Source organism: Chromohalobacter canadensis (assembly GCF_029544075.1).
GTDB classification, from domain to species: Bacteria; Pseudomonadota; Gammaproteobacteria; order Pseudomonadales; family Halomonadaceae; genus Chromohalobacter; species Chromohalobacter canadensis_A.
Genome location: NZ_JAJQJH010000008.1, coordinates 1 through 22,625, shown reverse-complemented (window position 1 = coordinate 22,625; position 22,625 = coordinate 1). Strand labels below are relative to the sequence as shown.

Here is a 22,625-nt window from a genome sequence, read left to right as displayed (position 1 = left end):
CATGGTATCGGCGCCGGGCGTTCCTTACTCTATCCTTCATTGTATTAAGTTTTTCTTCGGCCGAATGAGTCGATGACGTTCAAATGACGGGGTGAATAATGATGTTACGCACAGGCGTGTTGGTCGCGGCGTTGGGCCTTTCCGGTGCCCTGTTGGCCGGCTGCGGTGACGACGGGAGTGACTCCGAGAGCGAGGAGGCAACGCAAAACGGTGGATCGAGCTCGCAGGCGTCCGAAGAGCAGACCTCGGGCAACGCCAGTGGCACCAATGGTGAAGGTGACACGCAAACCGCGAGTGCCGAACCAGTCAGCCTGATCTTCGGCACTGGTGGCACGGGCGGCACTTACTATCCCATCGGCGGCGCCTTGAAGGGTGTCTTCGAAGCCAGTGATCTCGTCGATGACGTTCAGGTTGTCTCTACCGGTGCGTCCGTGCAGAACATCAATAACATCACCGATGGTCTCAACCAGATTGCCATCGTGATGAGCGATGTCGCCTATGATGCCGTCAACGGCGAGAATCAGTTCGATGGTGAGCCCGCCGATATCCAGGCGCTCGCCGGGCTTTATCCCAACGTGGTGCAGGTCGTGGCCACCGAGGAGAGTGGCATCGACAGCATTGCTGATCTCGAAGGCAAGCGTGTTGGTGTCGGCAAGGTCGGTTCCGGCGTTGAACAGAGTGCGCAGAAAGTGCTCGAATCTGCCGATTTGAGCTATGACGACCTAGCCCAGGTCAGCCATACCGGGTATGCCGATAGCGTGACCAGCATGAGCAACGGCAATCTGGATGCGGCCTTCTTTACGTCCGGCGTGCCTAACTCAAGCATCACCGGATTGATGCAAAGCACCGACATCACCTTCGTGCCGGTGAGCGGTGACGTGGCGGACAAGTTGCTGGAAGCCTATCCATATTACGAGACGTATACGCTGCCAGCAGGCGCGCCCGAACGTTATGATCTCGGCGAAGAAGTCGACACCGTGGCGATCCGCAATATGTTGATCGTTAGTGGCGATATGCGTGATGACGTTGCCGAGGAGCTGACCCAGCGTTTCCATGACTATCTCAATTCCGAGAACGTCTCGGTCGGCGCTCTCAAGCAGTTCGACCCCGACACCATGAATCAGCGTCTGGTGGCGCCGGTACATCCGGGCGCTGAAGCCTTCTACGAAACCCTCACCTCCAACGGCGACAGTTCGAGCAGCGGTGACAGTGCGAGCGCAGATGCTGGGGATGGCGTGGACAAGTCCAAGCAGACCAGTGCCGAGACGCCAGAAGACAACGTCGAGGCCGCTGAGGGTAGCGAAGCCAGTGGTGGTGAGAATGCCCAGGACAAGGAACCGCAATCCTGAGCCGGAGTTCCTGCGTTCCTGATAAGTCATGACGCGTATTCGTAATGCGTAAAGTCTGGCTGAGTAGCGCAATGGTGGCGATCACGATCGCCACCATGTTGTATCCATGGCCTTGGTTGGCAGTACGCGAAGGGTCGCAATGGCGCTATGCCTTTCCGGGTTGGGAAGGGACATCGTTCACTTTGCGCTGGACGCACTCGGTCGAGAAGGAAGACTGGGAAGAGTGGTTCGAGGTGACCGAAGGTGGTGCGATCAAGATCACTGGCACTCGTTTCAAAACCTTTGGGGCAGGCGTGCCGGCATCGGCCGGCAAGGAAACACACCTCGAGGATGGCTGGGTGGTGATGACGGGCATCGACCGCATCGTGGACCCTCTCGCCGTTCAGGCAGCATCCGCTGAGCATTATCGCATGCGCTATGCCGGGTATATGTTCGCGTTATCGCATGCCTCTCCGCCGCCGATTTACACGTTTAGCGTCCGCAGGGCTCCACTCTGGCGAGTATTGCCGGCATTGGTGCGGCCCTGGTTGTCGTAATGACTCGCCTTGCGAGGGTAAAAATCTCTATGTCTCAAGATAAAAGTGCACCAGCCGCCGATGACGATAAGGCGGTCCAGGAAGCGCTGGAAAAGTTTGACCGTGAAAGTTTGGTACGTGATGCGTTGCCGGGGCTGGTGGTCAAGTTCGTCACTGGCCTGGCGATATTGCTAGCGCTATTTCACCTGTATACCTCGTTCTCGGGACCGCTGGTCGATGTAGCACAGCGCAGTATCCACCTGTATACCCTGTTGGGGTTGACGTTCATCCTCTATCCGTTGACCCGCAAGGGTACGCGTAACCGGGTGCCGTGGGGGGACGCCATTCTGGCGGTGCTGGCGTTTGGCGTCGGCGTTTACATGCTGGTGGTGTCAGATCGCGTCATTGCCTCGGCGGGACGCATCAACGATGTCGATATGCTGGTGGGCTTTCTGGCCATTCTGCTGGTGCTCGATGCCACCAGGCGCGCAACTGGGTGGGGATTGACGCTGCTGGCGACGATTTTCCTGGTTTACGGTTTTTACGCCAAGTTGTCGTTCTATCCGCAGTTGAACGAGTCGGTCATCTTGGCTACCTGCCGCCAGATCATGTCGCATCTGGTGTTCATCACCGAGGGCTTGCTGGGTACCGCCATCGGCGTATCGGCCAGCTATATCATTCTGTTCATTTTGTTCGGTGCCTTCCTGGGTAAATCCGGGCTGGGCCAGCTCTTCAACGACTTGGCGCTTGCCGTGGCAGGCCATACACGCGGTGGGCCGGCCAAGGTGGCGGTCATCGCCAGCGGTTTTCTAGGTTCGATCAACGGTTCGGCGATCGCCAATGTGGTGACTACCGGGGCCTTCACCATTCCATTGATGAAACGCACCGGTTACAAGCCGAATTTCGCGGGTGCCGTCGAGGCCTCGGCGAGTGTTGGCGGGCAGATTTTGCCGCCTATCATGGGTGCGGCTGCTTTCATCATGGCGGAAGTTCTGTCGGTACCTTACACCCAAGTGGTCTTGGCCGGGATCATCCCCGCCTTGCTGTTCTATCTGGGTGTGTTGTTCCAGGTGCACCTACGTGCTCTGCGCAATGGCCTCGAGGGGATTCCACGCTCCGAGCTGACGCCGCTCAAGGCCGTGATGCTCAAGCGAGGCCATCTGCTGGTGCCGATGGTGGTGCTGCTGTGGCTGCTGTTCGATGGCCGAGCGCCGTTCTTCGCAGCCTTCTGGTCGATTGCCGCCACCGTGCTGATCTGCGGCACGCGTCGGGTCACCATGGGTGTCAGCGCAATTCTGGCGCTTTTGATCTTCGAGCCGCAACTACGGGCATTGTTTGCCGATTATGCACAGCCCAACATGCCGGCGAGTCGCTGGGCTCTGTTCCTGATCATTGCGGTGCCGGTGGCAATCAATGCCGTGCGTGCCAAGCTTGGCCTGGTGGCGGAAAAAATGGATATCGCCGAGTGCCGTGATGCCATGCACGACGGCGTGCGCAATGCCATTCCGGTAGCGGTTGCCTGTGGTGCGGTGGGCATCATCGTGGGTATCGCCACGCTCACTGGCATCGCCTTGGACGCTGCCGATGCCGTGGTCACCCTGGGGCAGCAGATTCCGATTCCCATGATTCAGCTTCTGGTCACGCTGTTTCTGACCATGATCGCGTCCATCGTGTTGGGGATGGGGCTGCCGAGCATTCCCACCTACATCATCACCAGCACCATGGCGGCGCCGATTCTACTCAACCTGCCGCTGTTCCGTGAATTGGCGGGTAGTAACGAGACGGCGATCTTCGTGGCGCACATGTTCGTGTTCTATTTCGGGTTGTTCGCCAACCTGACCCCGCCGGTGGCTCTGGCAGCCTATGCGGGTGCCGGTATCAGCGGCGGCTCGCCCAATGCCACGGGGTTTCAGGCCATGAAACTGGCTGTCGCCGGGTTCGTTGTGCCCTATATGTTCGTGTTCGCGCACAGCATGCTGATGATCGATGCCACGCTTGGCAATATCCTGTGGGTAGTTGTCACTGGTGTGGTCGGCGTCTTGTTGCTGGCCGTGGCGGTGGAAGGTTATCTGCGTCGGCCGCTCAACCCGTTCTGGCGCCTGCTGGCAGCCGTCGGGGCGCTGACATTAATCTACCCTGGCTTGATCAGCGATATCGTCGGTGCGGCAATTACGGCCGTCTTGTTCCTGCTGGCCAAGAAGACTCAACCCGAGACGGTGTGACAAGCGAGTGCGACTGCGCATGTCGATAATGCGTATTGATAATCAGGGGCGCCGGCTGGCGCCCTTGTTTTTTAGCCTGTCGTTCGTTAAAAAGAACAGTATCGTTCTTTATGGTAAACACGACATGTCATCACCGAGTCCCGTCATTGTTGCCAACTTGCGCCGCCTCCGCGAGATGCGGGGTTATTCATTGAGCGCGTTGGCCGAACGGGCCGCACTCAGCAAATCGACGCTTTCGCAGCTCGAAGCCGGCAAAGGAAATCCCACCATCGAAACGCTCTGGACGCTGGCCAATACGTTGGGTGTGGCTTTTAGTGAGCTGCTCGCCGAGGGCGAAGATGGCATGACTGTCAGCGAACCCGGTGGCGGCGATGTGCAATTGATGATGCGAGGGCAGCAGTCGCCCCGGGTGGAGGTCTACTTCATGCGGCTAGCGCCGGGGGAAATGAAAATCTCGCGGGCGCATCCGCGAGGCGTGCGGGAGCATGTCATGGTGATCGAGGGCACGTTGCGCGTGGGGGCGCTCGATGCGCTGGCTGTGTGTCGGCCGGGCGAAGGGCATGAATTCGCGGCGGATGTCGAGCATCGCTATGAAGCCCTGCTGGACACTACACGGCTCGTGGTCAGCATCGTGTATCCGCATGACGAGGTGGCTTGATGAGTCTCGAAGGGGCAATCTCGACGCCCTGGCGCTCAGCCGGCCAAGGCTTGCGCGCGAGTCTATCGCTGGTCGTCGGCTATGCGCCGATCGCGTTCTCGTTCGGGGTCATCGCCGTGCAGTCCGGGCTGACGCCATGGCAGGCCGTGGGTATTTCGTTGCTGGTCTTTGCCGGCGCCAGCCAGTTCGTGATGGTGGCGATGATGGCTGCGGGTAGCAGCGGGCTCGTGGTGTTGTCGGCGGTATTGATGATGAATCTACGCCACTTGTTCTATGGTCCAGCCTTGGCAACACGACTCGTGGCATTACCGCGTCGCCTGGCGCCCTGGCTGGCGTTCGGGCTGACCGATGAAGTCTTCGCCACGGCGATGGCCAAGGGGACCTCGCGGCCTCTCGAGCCAGCCTGGTGTCTGGGCCTGGCGTCGGGCGCTTATCTAGCCTGGGTCGGCGGTACGGCGCTGGGCGCCAGCGTGGGGGCGGGATGGGCAAGCGAGGGCGGCTACGTGGCGCAGGCACTCGGCTTCGTGCTCCCCGCGCTGTTCCTGGCCTTGCTGGCGCAGGCGTGGCGTCGTGCGCGATGGCCGGTGGTGGCGGTGGCGGCCGGCGCCACGCTACTGGGAATGATGTGGTGGCCGGGGCATGTGGCCCTGCTGGTCGGCATGCTGGCGGGTGCCTTGGTGGGAAGCCGTCGATCCCGTACCGAATGCTCTCAGGAGGCGACGACATGACATGGTGGGGCATCGTGATCGCGGCGGGGGCGGGTACGTTTCTGATACGTTATCTGCCGCTGCTTTACGGGACGCGCCTGGCGCGTGGTGAGGGCAGGCTGAGCCGCTTTCTCGGGGCGCTGGGGCTTGCCGCCATTGCGGCGTTGATCGTTCTCTCGATGAGCGATCTATGGTGGCAGGCGCCGCACTGGCGCGGCGGGGTGCGCTTGGGGCTGGGCGCGATGGCAGTGTTGCTGGTGCAGCGTTTGACGCCTAACGTAGGGTTGGCCACGTTAGTCGGCGCCGGCGTCTATGGTGCGGCCGGCTGGGTCCTGGCCGATTGAGATGAGCCGTTGCCATGTCGAATGAATGCTTACTGCCCACCGCCGAGATACGCCGCTACCCGGACCGGGTGCTGACCGATCGCCATGGCTTTCATCAGTGGCTGATCGGGCTCGAGGGCGCTGTCGAGCTGGAAGCTGGCGGACGCGGCGCGCACGTGGATACTGGACGGCTCGTCACTATCGCCAGCGGTAACGAGCACCACTATTTAGCGCCGGGCCACAACCGTACGCTGGTGCTCGACCTGCCCATCGCATGGTGCGAGGAGGCGGGGCTTGGCGATGTCACATCGCGCCGCTTGCCGTCGACTGTGCGTGCGGATGTCTCTGCTCTCGTCGACGCGCGTCCTGACGTGCTGGCGAGGCGGCTCCATGCGCTGCTCAAAATGGGGCGCACGACGCGTACCGAACCGCGTTTGCGCTTATTGTGTTTGCTGCCGGAGGTCGAGGCGGATCTGGCGGCGCCCTGGCGTGTGCGTGACTGGGCGGCGCGCTGCCACATGGCGGAGGCGGCGTTCGCGCGGCGTTTTCGCACCCTCACCGGTTCCTCGCCGCATGCCTGGCTGATAGAGCGTCGCCTTCAACGCGCTTGCATGCTGATGCAGGATACTCACCGTCCCCTCACCGAGATCGCCCAGGCATGTGGATTTCACGACAGCGCACATTTTTCGCGTGCCTTCCGCGCCCGCCATGCGTTGTCACCGCGCGAGTGGCGGCAACGCCGACAGTCGGCAGATTAACGATAGCCGGTGCGCTAACCGAGTCCTGTGATTTGCCAGAGAAGGTCGAGATAGGGCGGAATAATCAACGGCGCTGCCATGGTCGTCAGCAGCACGGCGATGGCGCCTTTGGCGGGGCGTATGTTCAGCTCCATGGCGATGACCACGACATTGGCCGCCATGGGCACCACGCCCAGCAAAAGCAGTGCGCCGGCCAGCGTCGATGAGATACTCATTGTCGCTTGCAGGGCGAGCACCAGGCCTAGCATCACCAAAGGCCACATCACATAGCGCGCGGCGATGCAGACACCCAAAAAGCGCCCGTCGAACGCGCGTATCGAGACGCCGCCCAGCGTCATGCCGATGATCATCATGCCGAGTACGGTATAGCTGGCGCGGAAGTAGTCGAGCCCTTCGATCACGGCGCCGGGCACCGACCAGGGCAGATGATAGGCGAGCAGGGCGGCGATGAAGGCATAGAGCAATGGCAGGCGGGCGATCTTTCCAAGGCTCTCGCGGACTGAAAATTGCCCCCGGGCACTGATGTAAAAGCCCACGCTGAATTCGAAGAGCGTGACGCCTAGCAGACAGAACAGGTAGGCGGCGACGCCCTCAGGCGGGAGCAACGCCATGGCCAAGGGCAGCCCGAAGTAACCGGTGTTACCGGTGCCGGCGGAAAATGCCAGCAGTGCGGCTTCCTGCGGGGCGAAGTAACGTCGCACGACGGCGTGGGTTGCCAGGCACAGAACGCTGGCCAGAGCGAACATGCCCGCCGTAAGACCGAGCAAGGCCGGTGAAGGCTCGCCCAGATAAAGCCCGCGAAAGAACGTCAGCGGCGCGATGAGGTAGATCAGCAACGTCGCGATGGGGCGTGGATCGATGGCCAATCGGCGCGCGCATAGCCAGCCCAATGCCACGAAGATCAGCAGCATCCATAGCGGTTGGGAAAGATCGACTTGAGACATGCAGCATTCCTGATAATGAACGCCCATGATGCCCGTTATAGACGGCGCTTGGCAGTCCTTGGGTCAGGATTCGACAAGTTTGTGGCGTGTGGGCATGGCAGCCTGGGAGCTCGCGTTCATGTCACATGGGAGTTCATCATGTCGCTCGAGTCGTCCGCGTCTCGCCGGGCTACGCTGATCGGCGCCACTACCGTGCTCAACTGGGCCTTGTTGGCGGCGTTGACCCAATTGGCGGGCCCTGTGCCGCCGTTTTTGCTCACCGCGCTGGCGTTCAGCCTGGCATTCGTGTGCTTCATGGTCTGGTTGCGACTACGTGGCGAGTCGCTACGGGCGCCGCTGCGTCAGCCGCCGCGCGTCTGGGCGTTGGGTGTCGGTGGGCTGTTCGGCTATCACGCCCTGTACTTCGTCGCCCAGCAGAATGCACCGCCGGCCAATGCCGGGTTGATCAGCTACCTATGGCCGCTTTTGATCGTGTTGTTCGTGGCGCTGCTGCCTGGCGAGCGACTGCGTGCACGCCACGTCGTGGGCGCGCTGTTGGGATTCGTGGGCGCGGCCTTGCTGGTGGGAGGCGATGTCAGTGCCTCGGGTAGCGCCGTGGGCTACGTCGCCGCCTTTGCCTGTGCCTTTCTGTGGAGCGGTTACTCGGTGTTATCGCGCGCCAACCGCGCGGTGCCCACGGCGGCTGTGGGGGGCTTTTGCCTGGCGACCGCCGTGCTGGCGGCGTTGTGTCACTGGTTGTTCGAGCCCTCTCGGTGGCCGCAAGGTATCGGATGGCTGGGCGTGATTGGTCTGGGCCTCGGTCCGGTAGGAAGCGCCTTCTTCACCTGGGATGTAGGCGTCAAGCATGGCGATCTGCGCTTGCTAGGGCTGTTGGCCTACTTTACGCCCCTGCTATCCACACTGGTGTTGATCGCGACCGGCTATGCCTCGGCAACCGCCTGGTTAGTGCTGGCGGCAGGCCTGATCACGCTGGGCATGCTCATCGGCAGTGGCTGGTTACGCGTGCCTCGACGTGGTACAAGATCGACGGATTGACCCTGAAGTCCACTCCAGACATTACACTGGAGGAAAACCACCCAGAGGCAGGACGGCATGGGACATTCGACTTCCGGTCACGATCATGCGGCGCATGATCATCACGATCACGATCACGACCACGACCACGACCACGACCACGACCACGACCACGACCACGACCACGACCACGACCACGCGCCCACGGTCACCGCGGATAGCGCCAAGCGCGTCAAGTTTGCCATGTACTTGACCGCCGGTTTCATGTTGGCGGAGGCAATCGGCGGCTGGGTGTCGGGATCGCTGGCCCTGCTGGCCGATGCCGGGCACATGTTCAGCGACAGCTTTTCGCTGGGGCTGGCGTTGTTCGCCTTCTACATGGGAGGCAAGGCACCGGACAAGCGGCGTACTTTCGGCTACCAGCGCTTCCAAGTGTTGGCAGCTTTCATCAATGGGTTGACGTTATTGGGCATCGCGATATGGATCTTCATCGCCGCCATCGAGCGCTTCACGCAGCCGGTGGACGTGCTGGCCGGACCGATGATGGCCATCGCGATCCTCGGCTTGTTGGTGAACCTCATGGTGTTCAAGATCCTGCACGGCGGTGATCAGGAGAATCTCAACCTGCGCGGGGCGCTGTTGCACGTGATGGGCGACCTGCTGGGGTCAGTGGCGGCGATTGCGGCCTCGCTGGTGATCATGCTGACCGGATGGACGCCCATCGATCCCTTGCTCTCGGTGCTGGCTGCGGCCTTGATTCTGCGCGCAGCCTGGAAAATTCTGCGTCGCTCGACCCATACCCTGCTCGAAGGCACGCCGGAAGGCGTCGATGTCGACAAGATTCGGACGGCGCTGGAAGACATCGAGGGTGTGGTGAGTGTGCATGACCTGCATGTCTGGGGGCTGACGCCGCAGGACCCTCTGCTCAGCTTGCATCTGGTGGTACGCGATGACATGTCACACCAGGCGATGCTCCAGGCCGCCTATACGCGCTTGCAGGAACGCTTCGGGATCAATCATGCCACCCTGCAAGTCGAAGGTGAGGCCTGCCTGACAGGCGGCGACTGCCAGGTCACGTCGACCACGCACCCCTGAGCCAGGCGGTATGCGTGTGCGCTATGATCCGGATTAATGCCAAGCCGCGAAACTTTCATTGGTCAGTGCGGGCGGGGATCGGCAGAATGCGCGGCATCGAATACGAACGTGACCCGATGTCGGTCGCGCCATGTCATGAAGAGGGTTGCATCGATGAGTACTCGCGAACATCCGCTGGGCATCAGCTTTGAATTCTTTCCGCCCAATACCGACGCTGGGCGGGAAAAGCTGAAAGGCGTGCGCGACATGCTTGCCGAGCGGCGTCCGCGTTTCTTTTCGGTGACCTACGGCGCAGGGGGCTCGACTCAGGCGCGGACCTTCGAAACCGTTAAGTCAGTGCGCCAGTGCGGCATCGACACTGCGCCGCACCTGTCCTGCATCGGCAGCGACAAGGGCGAATTGCGCGAGCGCCTGGAGAGTTTCCGCGAGGCGGGAATTACCAACCTGGTTGCACTGCGCGGCGATTTGCCCTCTGGGATGGGTGGCATGGGCGAGTTGCGTTACGCCAATGAGTTGGTCGAGTTCATCCGCGAGGAAACCGGCGATCATTTCCAGATCGCGGTGGCAGCGTATCCCGAGATGCACCCCCAGGCGCCCAGTTACGAGCACGATCTGCAGAATTTCGTGCGTAAGATGCAAGCCGGTGCCGATATCGCCATCACGCAGTATTTCTTCAGCGCCGACGCCTACTTCCATTTTCTCGAGCGGGCCCGCGCGCTGGGGGTCGAGGCGCCGATCGTGCCGGGGATCATGCCGATCAGCAATTACACCAAGCTGGCGCGTTTCTCGGATGCCTGCGGGGCGGATATTCCGCGTTGGATCCGCAAGCAGCTCGAGGCCTACGGCGACGATAGTGAGAGCATCCAGGCGTTCGGCGAGGAAGTAGTGTCGAATCTTTGTCAGCGTCTACTCGACGGCGGCGCCCCGGGGCTACATTTTTACACGCTCAACCAGGCGACGCCGGCACTGCGAGTGCTCGACAACCTGCGCTGCGAGAGCTGATGCATGGCGTATAGCGTGCTCTTCATCTAGCCTGACAGGGGTAGACGTCTCACCCATGGATAGGAGAAAGGCATGCTACGTACCCCTCGTATTGCGCTCGGTATCGGCAGTGCCCTGCTGATGCTGGGAAGCGCCCAGGCAGCGGAACATGACATCGAGATGCACCAGGTCAATGCCCAGGGCACCGGCGACAGCGTCGGCAGCGTCACCCTTGAGGACACCGATTACGGCCTGCTGCTGACACCGGATCTTTCGGGCCTCGAACCGGGTATGCACGGCTTTCACGTGCACATGAACCCGAGTTGCCAGCCCTCGGAAAAAGACGGTGAAACGGTGCCGGGCGGCGCCGCTGGCGGTCACTACGACCCTGAAGACACGGGCACGCACCAGGGCCCATACGCGGAAGGACACCTCGGTGACTTGCCGGTGCTGATGGTCGACGAGGACGGCAACGCTACGACACCGGTGTTGGCGCCGCGTCTTGAAGCCTCCGACTTGGACGGTCGCGCCCTGATGATTCATGCCGGCGGCGACAATTATTCCGACGAGCCTAAGCTGGGTGGCGGCGGCAAGCGCGTCGCTTGCGGTACGTTGTCCGATTGATCGCTTTCTCGGCACAAAGTCGGTAGGTAACCAAAAGGCTCCCCAACGGGAGCCTTTTTCATACGTCTTGCTTTACACCGTGGTCAGGCGGCATTAGCCGGGATCAGTGCGTCTTGCCGTCACTCGGATCGATTAGGCGTACGGTTTGGATGTCGTCGGACGTGTCGTCCTCGCGGGGCTGGTTGACACGCGTGGCGAGGTTTTCGGCGAAGCCATTCTCATCGATGGCTAGCTGCTCCAGGTAATCGCAGGACACGCATTCCCGATAGCGGATGCCGTTCTGCTCCCAGGCACGAATGCGGTCCATGGCCGCACAGCGCGGGCAGATGGCGCCAGCGATGAAGCGCTTGGGGTTGGCCGTCATCTTGGAGTCCTCTCACGATGGCAACCGGGCACGCAGCCCGGTTGGAAAAGGATTGCAAAAGCGGAAGTGCATAAGACGCTATCAGGCCGCGTCGGCATTCTCGATGCCGGAGTGGCGAAGCAACGGTTCTATGCTGGGCTCGCGGCCGCGAAAGGCGCTGAATAGCGCGGCAGCGTCGCGCGAACCACCGCGTTCAAGGATTTCCTGACGGAAGCGCTTGCCCGTCGCGGCATCGAAGATGCCGGCGTCTTCGAAGGCGCTGTAGGCATCCGCCGAGAGCACCTCCGCCCACTTGTAGCTGTAATAGCCCGCCGCATAGCCACCGGCGAAGATATGTCCGAAGCCGTTCTGGAAGCGATTGAAGTCGACACGCGGCGTGACAGTGGTCTTGTCGCGTACGTCGTCGAGCAGGGCTTGTACCTCGCCGGCATCGGGCGCTTCGAGTTCATGGTGCAGGCGGAAGTCGAACAGTGACAACTCGAGTTGGCGCGTCATGCCCATGGCCGACTGGAAGTTACGAGCGGCCTGAAGTTTGTCGAGTAGAGCATCGGGCAGCTTCTCGCCGGTATCGACATGCGCGGCGATCATGTCTAGCCCCTCGCGCTCCCAGCAGAAGTTCTCCATGAACTGGCTGGGTAGCTCGACGGCATCCCAGGCGACGCCATTGATGCCGGAAACATCGGCGACGGTTTGGCGCGTCAGCATGTGATGCAGGCCGTGGCCGAACTCGTGAAACAGCGTCAGTACTTCATCATGGGTGAGCAGCGCCGGCTTGCCGCCCACTGGGCGCGTGAAGTTGCAGGTCAGGTAAGCGACCGGCAATTGCAGGCTGCCGTCTTCGCGGGTGCGGCGCACACGGCATTCGTCCATCCAGGCACCGCCACGCTTGCCCTCGCGGGCATAAAGATCGAGATAAAAGCCGGCGATGGGGGAGTCATGGTCGAGGATCTCGAAATAGCGTACGTCGGAATGATAACGCGGCACGTCGTCGCGCTCGGCGAAGCGAATGCCGTAGAGCGTGCCGGTGACCCGGAATAGCCCCTCAATGACCTTGGGGGCCGGGAAATAGGGGCGTAGCTGTTCTTGTGAGATGGCGTAGCGTGCCTCGCGAAGCTTCTCGCTGGCGTAGCCTACGTCCCAGGGCGCGAGCGATTCGAGCCCCAAGGACTCGCGGGCGAAGGCTTCCAGCTCATTGAACTCGCGCTGAGCTTGGGGGCGTGCGCGATCGGCCAGGTCGCCGAGGAAGCCCAGTACCTGTTCGGGAGAGTCGGCCATCTTGGTGGCCAGCGAATAGTCGGCGTAGGTGGCGAAGCCGAGCAGTTCGGCCAATTCGTGGCGCAGCCGCAAGCTCTCTTCGATGATCGGCGCGTTGTCGAAGCGGCCAGCCTGCGGGCCCTTGTCCGAGGCGCGGGTCACGAAGGCGGTATAAACTTCTTCGCGTAGCGCGCGGTCGTCGGCGAAGGAAAGCACTGGATAAAAGCTCGGGAAGTCGAGCGTGATGCGGTATCCCTCGACGTCCTTGGCTTTGGCGTTGGCCTTGAGCGTGGCCAGTGCGCTTTCCGGTAGACCGGCCAGGCGCGAGTCGTCGGGCAAGTTCTTGTGCCATGCCTGGGTGGCGTCGAGCACATGGTTGGAGAACGTGTTGGCGAGCTCCGACAGGCGCGCTTGAATCTCGCCGTAGCGGCGCTTCTTGTCTTCGGGTAGATCGACCCCGGCGAGGCGAAAGTCACGCAGGGTGTTGTCGATGGAGCGCTGCTGGCCTTCCTCGAGACGTGCGTATTCGCCGCTTTCCTTGAGGCGCATGAAGGCCTCGAACAGCCCCTGATGCTGGCCTAGCCAGGTACTGTAGTCGGAGAGCATGGCGAGACAGGCCTGATACGCCTCGCGCAGCGCCTCGTTGTTCATGGTGGAATTGAGGTGCGATACCGGCGACCAAGCCTGCGAGAGGCGGTCGTTGAGTGCCTCGAGCGGCGCTGCGAGGCTCTCCCAACTGATCTGCGACTGATTGGCGAGGGCCTCGATGTCACGGCGATTCTCTGCCAGAAGCTGCTCGATGGCCGGCACTACATGCTCGGGCTGGATGTCATCGAACGGTGGCAGAACATGCGATTCGAGCAAGGGGTTGCGTGACATGGGCACCTCGATATGAACGTGTGAATGAAGCATAGGTGGGGGTGGGCCCGGCTGCTTTCAATGTCGGTGTGATTGGCCGCCAACCGCGCGCCTGCTAGGCTTGGCGCTTTCGGCGCCGTGTGGGGCGCCAGGTCGTAATGAAGGGTACAACGCCATGAGTGAAACGCTGGAACGCTGGGGGTCGCGACGAGCCTTCATTCTCGCGGTGACCGGGGCGGCCGTGGGCCTGGGTAATATCTGGCGTTTTCCCTACATGACGGGCGAAAACGGCGGGGCGGTATTCCTGCTGCTGTATGTGGTGTTCGTGCTGATCCTGGGGCTACCGATCATGATGGCCGAGATCCTCGTGGGTCGTGCCGGACGCCGCGGGCCTATGCATGCCCTGGCACATCTGGCGCGCCAGGCGGGGGTATCGCCACATTGGCGCTGGCTGGGGCTATTCGGGGCGTTGACGGTGTTCTTCATCCTGTCGTTCTATTCGGTGGTCTCGGGATGGTCGATCGAATATTTGATCGAGTCGGTCAACGGTAATTTCAGCGGTCGTACGCCGGATGAGATCGGCGCCAGTTTCGATGCCTTCCTCGCCGATCCGTTACGCATGACGTTTAACCATACGTTGTTCATGTTGCTGACCATGTCGGTGGTCGCGGCGGGTATTTCAGGCGGCCTGGAACGGCTCAATAACCTGTTGATGCCGCTACTCTACATCCTGCTGGTGGTGCTGGTCGGTTACGCTGTGACCACCGACGGTTTCGGCACCGCGATGGCGTGGCTATTCACGCCCGATCTTGAGGCCATCACCTTGAGCGTGGTGCTCAATGCCATGGGACACGCCTTCTTTACCCTGGCGGTAGGCGCCTGCGCGCTGATGGCCTATGGTGCCTACATGCCCGATCATCAGAGTCTACCGCGTGCCGTGGCGGCGGTGGCGGTGCTGGATGTCGCTGTGGCGCTGCTGGCGGGCATCGCTATCTTCTCGGTGGTGTTCTCGCAGGGGATGGACCCCGCTGAGGGGCCCGGGCTGATGTTCGTGACCCTGCCCATAGCCTTTTCTGACCTACCGGGCGGGCCGTTATGGCTGGGTGTTTTCTTCCTGTTGCTGCTGCTGGCGACATGGACTTCGTCGATCAACTTGGCCGAGCCGTTAGTGGCGATCTTGACCGATGCCGGTCTCAAACGCGGCAAGGCGGCGGCGCTGATCGGCTCATCGGTGTGGTTGGTCGGCTTGCTGTCGGTGTTCTCGTTCTCGAGTCTGTCGGAGGTGAAATGGCTGGCAGGCATGAATTTCTTCGAGTTGGTGACCACCGTGCCGCTGGAGTTCTTTCTGCCCATCGGCGGATTGTTGATCGCCATCTTCGCCGCCTGGATCATGCCGGCGAACACGGCCATGCGGTCGCTGGACGCGGGCCCCGGTGGGTTCCGGCTATGGCGTGGGCTGGTACGCTATGTGTCGATCCCGCTGGTCGTCATCGTGCTGTTGTCGGCGCTATGGTGATGCCCGTCCATCGTGAACTGCCTCACCACCATGCATGGAATAAGGAGAGAGTGGATGACATTGCGGACGTTCAAAGGGACGACGCCGCGCCTGGGCGCGCGGGTCTATATCGATCCGGCATGTGTCGTGCTGGGTGATGTCACCTTGGGTGACGATTGCTCGGTATGGCCGATGACCGTGATTCGTGGCGATATGCATCGCATCCGTATCGGTGCGCGTTGCAGCATTCAGGATGGCAGTGTGTTGCACATTACCCATGCCAGCGATTACAACCCCGACGGCCATCCACTAACGCTCGGCGATGACGTGACGGTGGGTCACAAGGCACTGCTGCACGGATGTACCATTGGCAGCCGTGTGCTGGTGGGAATGGGCGCTACGGTCATGGATGGCGTGATCGTCGAGGACGAGGTGATCATCGCTGCCGGGGCGGTGGTAACGCCGGGCAAGCGCCTGGAAAGCGGGCAGGTCTATGCGGGCAATCCCGCGAAGCCGCTCAGGGCGCTCAAGGAGGCCGAGCGCGCGTTCTTCACCTATACGGCGGGGAATTACGTAAAACTCAAGGACGAGTACCTGGCCCAGCCACCCGTATAACGACGCGTCCGCATGTGCCAGGCCCCCCGAGGCGGTATTTTCTTGCTTAACGCATTGTTTTGTCTCGTCATGAAGCCCCATAATCTGGTTTTTCATCCAGTATTGTCGAGGGCGTCCCGGGCGGGCCATGGCCAACTTTCGCACACATTTCGGCGTTGCCTTGGGCGGTGGCGCGTTGGCCGCCTATGCTGGCTGGCAGGCAAGCCTATGGAGCTTCAACGAGGGCTGGCCTCTGGCGATATTGACGGCGTTTGGCGGCATCCTGCCCGATATCGACTCCGATCATTCGCACGCCATTCGTTTGATTTTCACCCTGCTGGCCGTCCTGGCAGTGATTGCCGGCGCGCTATGGCTGCAATCGCGCCTTGCGCCGGGTCCATTGGTCCTGGCATGTGGCGGTTTGTATCTCGGCGTGCGTTACCTGGCCGGCGCGATCTTCAAGCGCTTCACCGTGCATCGCGGTATCTGGCACTCGTTGCTTGCGAGTCTGTTGTGCGGCATGGGCACAGCTGCGATGAGCTTCCACTTACTGGCCCAGCCTGCACCGATGGCCTGGGCCCAAGGCCTGGCGCTAAGTGGGGGGGCGCTGGTCCATCTCTTGCTCGACGAGCTGTACAGCGTTGATCTGGTCGGCTCGCGGCTCAAGCGTTCCTTCGGTACCGCCTTCAAGCTCTTCGATTACCGAGAGCCTGGCAACGCCGTGCTGTGGCTGTTGTTGGGTATTGCCCTGGCGCCGTGGCTACCGCCCTGGCCCACGTTGCTGGCGCTGGTGAATCGGGGCGTGGCGTCATGGTTGTGACCTGGTGCGCCTGACGAGGCAGCGTCGAGTAGACTACTCGGGCAACCCTTGGGAACGGCGTTGCGCGCGCTGAGCGCGTGTCTCGGCGCGCTCTAGCTCAAGCAGCCCCTTCTCGACGAAGGCCAGGTGTTCGTGGGCACGTGCCCGTGCTTCGTCGGCGTTGCCGGCGACGATGCTCTCGAACAATGCACGGTGTTGATCCATGAGACGATCGCGAGAATCAGGTTTTTCGAACAGGTGGGCCAAGTTGGCGACGATGCTCTTTTCCAGCAGGTGGAACAACCCACGCATGGTGTGCAGCAGCAGGACGTTGTGTCCTGCCTCGGCGATGGCCAGATGAAAGGCCGCGTCGGCACGTGCCTCGCGCATGGGGTCGCTGCTTCGGTCGGGGTGTCGGTAACTGGCTTCGAGCGCCTCGAAGCGCGTTTGCAGCATGGCCTTATCGTCGGCTGTGGCACGCAGGGCGGCGTAATAGGCTGATATGCCTTCCATGGCGTCGCGGAATTCGAGCAGGTCGAGATTGAACTCACCGTGCCGCGTCAGCATTTCCAGGAGCGGATCGCTATAGCTATTGTTGAGTTGTTCGGAGACAAAGGTGCCGCCGCCCTGGCGGCTGGTGAGCAGGCCGCGTGCGGCTAACTTCTGGATGGCCTCGCGCAGAGAAGGGCGCGACACACCGAAATGCTCGGCCAGTTCCCGCTCGGGGGGTAGCTTCTCCCCCGGCTTGAGGCTGCCTTCGAGCAGCATGGCCTCGAGTCGCTCGGTGATTACGTCGGCAAGACGCGGTTGTCTGAGGTGTTGTGGGGCCATGAGTGTCGCTCGTTACTCGGTGGTTGATGACAGGTGTAAAACCAACCAGTAAATGGTATTACCAATTTTACGCAATCTTCCCGCGCTACTCCAGCCTTCGTATAGGGCCTGACACTACGGTCTTGACTAAAGTTTAAGCCCATTTTTGTGCCATAAATGGGTTCTTTATTGACACTCTTCAGTACACGCTCATAGAGTTATATCCATCTCTTTTTGTAAATTGGTAAAACCAATAAAGAAAGGTGGTGAGGTGCCGCTTCCATCTCTTCGTCCGCCTATGTCTTGACCACTTTATGTCTTAATCACTCTGTTACCACCACTCTCCAAGCGCTCGGCACGACTCTTCAAGGGCCATTCAACGATAGCGCATCACTTGCACAGGGTTCGTCATGATCATTTCAGCCTCTACGGACTACCGCCAAGCCGCCAAGCGACGTATTCCGCCCTTTCTATTTCACTATGCCGACGGGGGCGCCTACACCGAGCGTACGCTGCGACGCAATGTCGAGGATCTTGCCGGTATCGCGTTGCGTCAGCGCGTGCTGAAGGACATGTCCAGCTTGTCCCTGGAGACCGAACTGTTCGGCGAATCCCTCGCCATGCCAGTTGCCCTTGCCCCCGTGGGGCTGGCCGGGATGTACGCCCGACGCGGCGAGGTACAGGCAGCGCGCTCAGCAGCCGGGAAAGGCATCCCGTTCACGCTGTCGACGGTATCGGTCTGCCCCATCGACGAGGTGGCCTCGGCCATCGATCGCCCTCTCTGGTTCCAGCTCTATGTGTTGAAGGACAGGGGCTTCATGAAGCATGTGCTGGAGCGCGCCAAGGCCGCCGGTGTCAAGACGCTGGTCTTCACGGTCGACATGCCCGTGCCGGGGGCGCGCTATCGCGATGCGCATTCCGGCATGAGCGGTAAGCATGCGGCGGCTCGGCGCATGCTCCAGGCCGTGACGCATCCTTCCTGGGCCTGGGACGTGGGCCTTCATGGCCGCCCTCATGATTTGGGTAACGTCTCGGACTATCGCGGACAACCGACGGGGCTCGAGGACTATATCGCCTGGCTCGGTAACAATTTCGACCCCGCTATCTCCTGGAAGGACCTGGAGTGGATTCGCGAGTTCTGGGACGGGCCGATGATCATCAAGGGCATTCTCGATCCCGAGGATGCCCGTGATGCGGTGCGCTTCGGCGCGGATGGCATCGTCGTGTCCAATCACGGCGGTCGTCAGCTCGACGGTGTGCCCTCCACAGCGCGTGCCCTGCCGGCCATCGCCGATGCGGTCAAGGGCGACCTGGCCATCCTGGCCGATTCCGGCGTGCGCAATGGGCTCGATGTCGTGCGGATGATCGCCATGGGGGCTGATACTGTATTGTTGGGGCGTGCCTATATCTATGCGCTGGCCACCGCCGGCGAGGCGGGCGTTGCCCACCTGCTCGAGCTGTTCGAGAAGGAGATGCGTGTCGCGATGACGCTCACCGGTGCGCGCTCCATCGCCGAGCTCGGGCCGGACTCATTGGTGCCGGGCCAGGCGTCGGCGTCGATCGAGCGCACGCTTTCGCCGCTATTGGAATGATCGATGCGCCTTTCATGTTTGTCGTGAACGGGATGTGGGTCATGCTTAGGGTGTTGAGACATGAACGAGGGGAAGTCGATGGCTGACGAGACGGTATTGCTGTTCGACGCTGGCGGGGTGTTGGTCGACTGGCGTGGCACATCCGGGCTAGTCGAGCTGACTCAGGGGCGTTTCGATGCCGAGCAGGCGCGGCGCTTCTGGATGGGCTTCGAAGCGATCACGCCGTTCGAAACTGGTGGGGACGATGGCACACGCTTTGCCCGGGCGGCGCTTGAGGCACTCGAGTTGGACATGTCGCCAACGGCATTCCTGGCGGTGTTCGACGACTGGATGCGGGGACCCTATGCGGGCGCGATGGCATTGGTCGAGCGCATCCGTCCCGCCTATCGTCGCGCTATACTCAGCAACACCAACCCCGTTCACTGGCGGCGGCTAGTCGATGACTATCGTATTGATTTGCCCTTCGAGAAAGCTTTTGCCTCGCATGAGATCGGCGCGCGTAAGCCTGACCCCGAGGCCTTCGAGTTCGTCTGTCGCGCGCTCGACGTGGTGCCCGGCCAGGTACGTTTCTTCGACGACAACCCCGAGTGCGTCGATGCTGCCCGTGATTTGGGCATGACGGCGACCCAGGTGCGTGGCCTGGACGAACTTCGGAATGCCCTCGCCGAGTTCGAAGCACTGCGCCCGCCGGCTGATAATCGGAATCCACGATGAAAGCGCCCTATAGAGAGCTGCTTGAAGCGCTGCGTAAAAGGTTGCCCGCGCACAAGCTGATCGACGACCCGCTGCGATTGCTCGCCTATGGCACCGATGCCAGCTTCTATCGATTGATCCCGCAACTGGTCGTCCGTCCCGACAACGAAGAAGAGCTGATGGGCGTGCTCGCCGAGTGCCGGCGTCGACGCCTGCCGGTGACGTTTCGCACGGCAGGGACGTCGCTTTCCGGGCAGGCGGTGACCGACTCGGTGCTCATACAGTTGAACCAGGGGTGGCGCGATTACCGCATCCTCGACGCGGGACGGGCGATCCGCCTGCAACCCGGCATCATCGGGGCCCGCGCCAACCAGTTGCTGGCCCCTTACGGGCGCAAGATCGGCCCCGATCCTGCTTCGATCAATAGCTGCATGATCGGAGGGATCGCCGCCAACAATGCCTCGGGCATGTGCTGCGGCACGGCGCAGAACAGTTATCGCACGTTGCGTGACATTCGCGTCATTCTCGCCGACGGCACGCTGCTCGATACGGCGGACGCGGACAGTCGGGCGTCGTTCCGTGCCTCGCATGGCGAGCTGCTCGAGGCGCTGGAGACGCTGGGGCGCGAGACGCGGTCGAATGCGCCGCTGGCCAAGCGCATTCGTCACAAGTACCGGCTCAAGAACACCACCGGCTACGCGCTCAATAGCCTGGTCGATTTCGAGGATGGCTTCGACATTCTCGCCCACTTGATGATCGGCTCCGAGGGAACGCTGGGTTTCATCAGCGCCATCACCTACGACACCGTGCCGGACGCGCCCTTGAAAACGGCGGCGTTGGCCTTCTTCCCTGACATGGCGACGGCGTGTCGGGCCACGCTCGCGCTCAAGTCGGCGCCAGTGTCGGCGGTCGAATTGATGGATCGAGCGGCCTTGCGCTCGGTTGAGGGGAGTCCAGGCATGCTGGGGCGCCTCAAGACGTTGCCCGCCGCTGCCACGGCACTGCTCATCGATGTGCGTGCCGAGGATGAGGCGACGCTGGCTCAGCGTATGTCGGCGACGCACGCGGCGCTCGAGGGCATCAAGACATTGGAGCCGCTGGGCTTCACGCGGGATCCCGAGGAGTACGCGCGGTACTGGAAAGTGCGCAAGGGACTGTTTCCTGCCGTGGGCGCGGTGCGCGATGTGGGAACCACGGTCATCATCGAGGATGTCGCCTTCCCGATCGAATGTCTCGAGGCCGGGGTGGCGGCGTTGACCGAGGCATTCCGGCGCCATGGCTACGAGGGCGCCATCCTGTTCGGGCATGCGCTGGAAGGCAATTTGCACTTCGTCTTTCCCCAGGGCTTCGAGACGCCGGCCGAGATACAGCGATACGCCGCATTGATGGAGGACGTTGCGACCCTGGTGGCCGACGAGTATGGCGGCTCGCTCAAGGCGGAGCACGGGACGGGGCGCAACATGACGCCTTATGTCGAGCGTGAGTGGGGCGCCGAGGCGTATGCGTTGATGTGGCGTATCAAGGCGCTCTTCGACGTGGATAATGTACTCAACCCTGACGTCGTGTTGAGTCGCGATCCCGAGCAGCATATCCACAACCTCAAGCCACTGCCTGCCGCCGACCCCATTGTGGATAAGTGCATCGAATGCGGCTTCTGCGAGCCGGTATGTCCGTCGCGGGATCTGACCCTGACACCACGCCAGCGTATCGTGATTCAGCGCGAAATGGCGCGGCTCGAAGCCTCCGATGGGCAGGAGGACGCATCGCGCCTGTCGACACTGCGCGACGCCTATCAATATCAGGGCATCGATACGTGTGCGGCCGATGGCCTGTGCGCCACGCAGTGTCCGGTCGGGATCAATACCGGTGACCTCGTGCGTGGATGGCGGCACCGGCAGGTCGTCGAGCGAGGCGGCACGGCCCGCTTGGTTGGGCGTCACTTTTCCGGCACGACCCGCATCGGGCGAGGTGCGTTGCGCCTCGCGGATACCACGCACGGTGTGCTGGGTACGGGCATGATGAGCGCCTTGACGCAGAGCGTGCGTCGACTCAGCGGTGAGCGTCTGCCGCAGTGGATTCCCTCACTGCCAGCGCCCGCACCGGTACGCATTCTGGAACGTCGGGCAGGAAAGACAGTCGGTGGCAAGCGTGACAAGGTCGTCTACCTACCGGCATGCGCTACGCGAGTCTTCGGCGCCTCGCGTGGGGATGATGGGGTCGATGCCGTGACGCGCACGACCCTGGCGTTGCTCGAGAAGGCCGGTTACGAGGTCGTCATTCCCGCAATGATTGGGCATCTTTGCTGTGGCATGGCGTTTCAATCTCGGGGCTATTTCGACGAGGCAGATCACAAGGCGCGCGAGCTCAACCGCGAGTTGTTACTGGCCTCCCAGAATGGGCGTTATCCGGTACTATGCGATACTAGTCCTTGTGCGCAGCGTATGAGTGAGCGGCTCGATGCGCGCCTGACGGTAAAAGAACCCGTCGCGTTCGCACACGATCACTTGTTGCCGCGCCTGGAGATTACGCCGAAGCAGGCGCGCATCGCATTGCACATAACTTGCTCAAGTACGTGCATGGGGTTGGGCGATAAGTTCCTCGCCCTCGCCGCATACTGCGCCGACGAGGTCGTGGTGCCGCCGGAGATCACCTGTTGTGGGTTTGCCGGCGATAAAGGCTTCATGGTTCCTGAGCTGAATGCCGCTGCACTACAGGGGCTGGCTGACGCCGTGCGTGACTGTGAGGTAGGCTACTCCAACTCGCGCACCTGTGAGATGGGGCTGAGCCAGCATGCCGGTATTCCCTATCGCTCGATTCTCGATCTGCTCCATGAAGTCAGCCGCCCCTGTGTGGTCGAAGACGTTGCCACATAAGTGGCAAGCGACTATTTTTAAATCATCCCCTTGCGTTCAGCCCCTGTGGGCCGTAAAGTACGCATCCGCTGCCGGCGACGGACTTCGTGGCCAGCGGTGGAAG

21 protein-coding genes are annotated in these 22,625 nt (G+C 61.7%); 17 read left to right on the top strand and 4 right to left on the bottom strand.

What is annotated here, in order from left to right; all coding sequences use genetic code 11:
* Nucleotides 1-98 precede the first annotated feature (98 nt).
* From LUN51_RS11100 to LUN51_RS11070, 7 genes are all read left to right on the top strand, one after another.
* Nucleotides 99-1,349, top strand: a complete 1,251-nt coding sequence (locus LUN51_RS11100) for a TAXI family TRAP transporter solute-binding subunit (RefSeq protein WP_277811298.1) — start codon at nt 99-101, stop codon at nt 1,347-1,349.
* Nucleotides 1,350-1,393: 44 nt separating this feature from the next.
* On the top strand, nt 1,394-1,885 hold the full coding sequence (locus LUN51_RS11095; protein WP_277811297.1) for a DUF1850 domain-containing protein: 492 nt from the start codon (nt 1,394-1,396) through the stop codon (nt 1,883-1,885).
* Nucleotides 1,886-1,914: 29 nt separating this feature from the next.
* Complete coding sequence (locus LUN51_RS11090; protein ID WP_277811296.1) at nt 1,915-4,086, top strand: TRAP transporter permease; 2,172 nt, start codon at nt 1,915-1,917, stop codon at nt 4,084-4,086.
* Nucleotides 4,087-4,210: 124 nt separating this feature from the next.
* Nucleotides 4,211-4,744, top strand: a complete 534-nt coding sequence (locus tag LUN51_RS11085; RefSeq protein ID WP_178998274.1) for a helix-turn-helix domain-containing protein — start codon at nt 4,211-4,213, stop codon at nt 4,742-4,744.
* A complete protein-coding gene (locus tag LUN51_RS11080) occupies nt 4,744-5,472 on the top strand; it encodes an AzlC family ABC transporter permease (RefSeq protein ID WP_277811295.1) in 729 nt (242 codons plus the stop codon). The genes LUN51_RS11085 and LUN51_RS11080 overlap by 1 nt, the downstream gene beginning before the upstream one ends.
* Nucleotides 5,469-5,795, top strand: a complete 327-nt coding sequence (locus LUN51_RS11075; protein WP_277811294.1) for an AzlD domain-containing protein — start codon at nt 5,469-5,471, stop codon at nt 5,793-5,795. Before LUN51_RS11080 ends, LUN51_RS11075 begins: the two co-directional genes overlap by 4 nt.
* Before the next feature lie 14 nt (nt 5,796-5,809).
* Nucleotides 5,810-6,532 (top strand): helix-turn-helix transcriptional regulator, encoded by a 723-nt coding sequence (locus LUN51_RS11070; protein ID WP_277811293.1) that lies wholly within the window; start codon nt 5,810-5,812, stop codon nt 6,530-6,532.
* A 14-nt stretch (nt 6,533-6,546) separates the two neighbouring features.
* Here the strand turns inward: LUN51_RS11070 and LUN51_RS11065 are convergent, their stop codons facing one another.
* The gene (locus LUN51_RS11065) at nt 6,547-7,476 is read right to left on the bottom strand and encodes an AEC family transporter (protein WP_277811292.1); all 930 of its coding nucleotides are present in this window, start codon (nt 7,474-7,476) and stop codon (nt 6,547-6,549) included.
* Nucleotides 7,477-7,614: 138 nt separating this feature from the next.
* Between LUN51_RS11065 and yddG the strand changes: the two genes are divergently transcribed.
* The 4 genes from yddG (at nt 7,615) to sodC (ending at nt 11,190) form a co-directional block, all read left to right on the top strand.
* Nucleotides 7,615-8,511 carry an aromatic amino acid exporter YddG gene (yddG, locus tag LUN51_RS11060; protein WP_277811291.1) on the top strand — a complete coding sequence of 299 codons (897 nt, stop codon included), beginning with the start codon at nt 7,615-7,617 and terminating at the stop codon, nt 8,509-8,511.
* A 57-nt stretch (nt 8,512-8,568) separates the two neighbouring features.
* Nucleotides 8,569-9,585: a cation diffusion facilitator family transporter gene (locus LUN51_RS11055; RefSeq protein WP_277811290.1), complete on the top strand. Its 1,017-nt coding sequence runs from the start codon at nt 8,569-8,571 to the stop codon at nt 9,583-9,585.
* 153 nt (nt 9,586-9,738) lie between these two features.
* Entirely contained in the window at nt 9,739-10,587 is an 849-nt protein-coding gene (metF, locus tag LUN51_RS11050; protein ID WP_277811289.1) for a methylenetetrahydrofolate reductase [NAD(P)H], read from the top strand.
* A gap of 72 nt (nt 10,588-10,659) precedes the next feature.
* Nucleotides 10,660-11,190, top strand: coding sequence for a superoxide dismutase [Cu-Zn] SodC (gene sodC / locus LUN51_RS11045; protein WP_277811288.1), 531 nt, complete (start codon nt 10,660-10,662; stop codon nt 11,188-11,190).
* Nucleotides 11,191-11,293: 103 nt separating this feature from the next.
* Here the strand turns inward: sodC and LUN51_RS11040 are convergent, their stop codons facing one another.
* Both LUN51_RS11040 and prlC read right to left on the bottom strand, forming a co-directional pair.
* Nucleotides 11,294-11,554, bottom strand: a complete 261-nt coding sequence (locus tag LUN51_RS11040; protein ID WP_277811287.1) for a YheV family putative zinc ribbon protein — start codon at nt 11,552-11,554, stop codon at nt 11,294-11,296.
* A gap of 81 nt (nt 11,555-11,635) precedes the next feature.
* Nucleotides 11,636-13,687 (bottom strand): oligopeptidase A, encoded by a 2,052-nt coding sequence (gene prlC / locus LUN51_RS11035; RefSeq protein WP_277811286.1) that lies wholly within the window; start codon nt 13,685-13,687, stop codon nt 11,636-11,638.
* A gap of 154 nt (nt 13,688-13,841) precedes the next feature.
* On the opposite strand from prlC, the gene LUN51_RS11030 reads away from it, so the two are divergent.
* The 3 genes from LUN51_RS11030 (at nt 13,842) to LUN51_RS11020 (ending at nt 16,575) form a co-directional block, all read left to right on the top strand.
* Nucleotides 13,842-15,182 (top strand): sodium-dependent transporter, encoded by a 1,341-nt coding sequence (locus LUN51_RS11030; RefSeq protein WP_277811285.1) that lies wholly within the window; start codon nt 13,842-13,844, stop codon nt 15,180-15,182.
* Between the two features lie 54 nt (nt 15,183-15,236).
* Nucleotides 15,237-15,776 carry a gamma carbonic anhydrase family protein gene (locus LUN51_RS11025; protein WP_040240919.1) on the top strand — a complete coding sequence of 180 codons (540 nt, stop codon included), beginning with the start codon at nt 15,237-15,239 and terminating at the stop codon, nt 15,774-15,776.
* A gap of 127 nt (nt 15,777-15,903) precedes the next feature.
* Complete coding sequence (locus LUN51_RS11020; protein WP_277811284.1) at nt 15,904-16,575, top strand: metal-dependent hydrolase; 672 nt, start codon at nt 15,904-15,906, stop codon at nt 16,573-16,575.
* Between the two features lie 33 nt (nt 16,576-16,608).
* Here LUN51_RS11020 and LUN51_RS11015 read toward each other — a convergent pair whose 3' ends face one another.
* Complete coding sequence (locus tag LUN51_RS11015) at nt 16,609-17,385, bottom strand: GntR family transcriptional regulator (protein ID WP_277811283.1); 777 nt, start codon at nt 17,383-17,385, stop codon at nt 16,609-16,611.
* A 389-nt stretch (nt 17,386-17,774) separates the two neighbouring features.
* On the opposite strand from LUN51_RS11015, the gene lldD reads away from it, so the two are divergent.
* The 3 genes from lldD to LUN51_RS11000 all read left to right on the top strand — a co-directional run bounded on the left by lldD (nt 17,775) and on the right by LUN51_RS11000 (nt 22,522).
* Complete coding sequence (gene lldD / locus LUN51_RS11010; protein WP_277811282.1) at nt 17,775-18,956, top strand: FMN-dependent L-lactate dehydrogenase LldD; 1,182 nt, start codon at nt 17,775-17,777, stop codon at nt 18,954-18,956.
* 78 nt (nt 18,957-19,034) lie between these two features.
* Nucleotides 19,035-19,670: an HAD family hydrolase gene (locus tag LUN51_RS11005; RefSeq protein ID WP_246941617.1), complete on the top strand. Its 636-nt coding sequence runs from the start codon at nt 19,035-19,037 to the stop codon at nt 19,668-19,670.
* Nucleotides 19,667-22,522 (top strand): FAD-binding and (Fe-S)-binding domain-containing protein, encoded by a 2,856-nt coding sequence (locus LUN51_RS11000; protein ID WP_277811281.1) that lies wholly within the window; start codon nt 19,667-19,669, stop codon nt 22,520-22,522. Before LUN51_RS11005 ends, LUN51_RS11000 begins: the two co-directional genes overlap by 4 nt.
* The last annotated feature ends 103 nt before the right edge of the window (nt 22,523-22,625 follow it).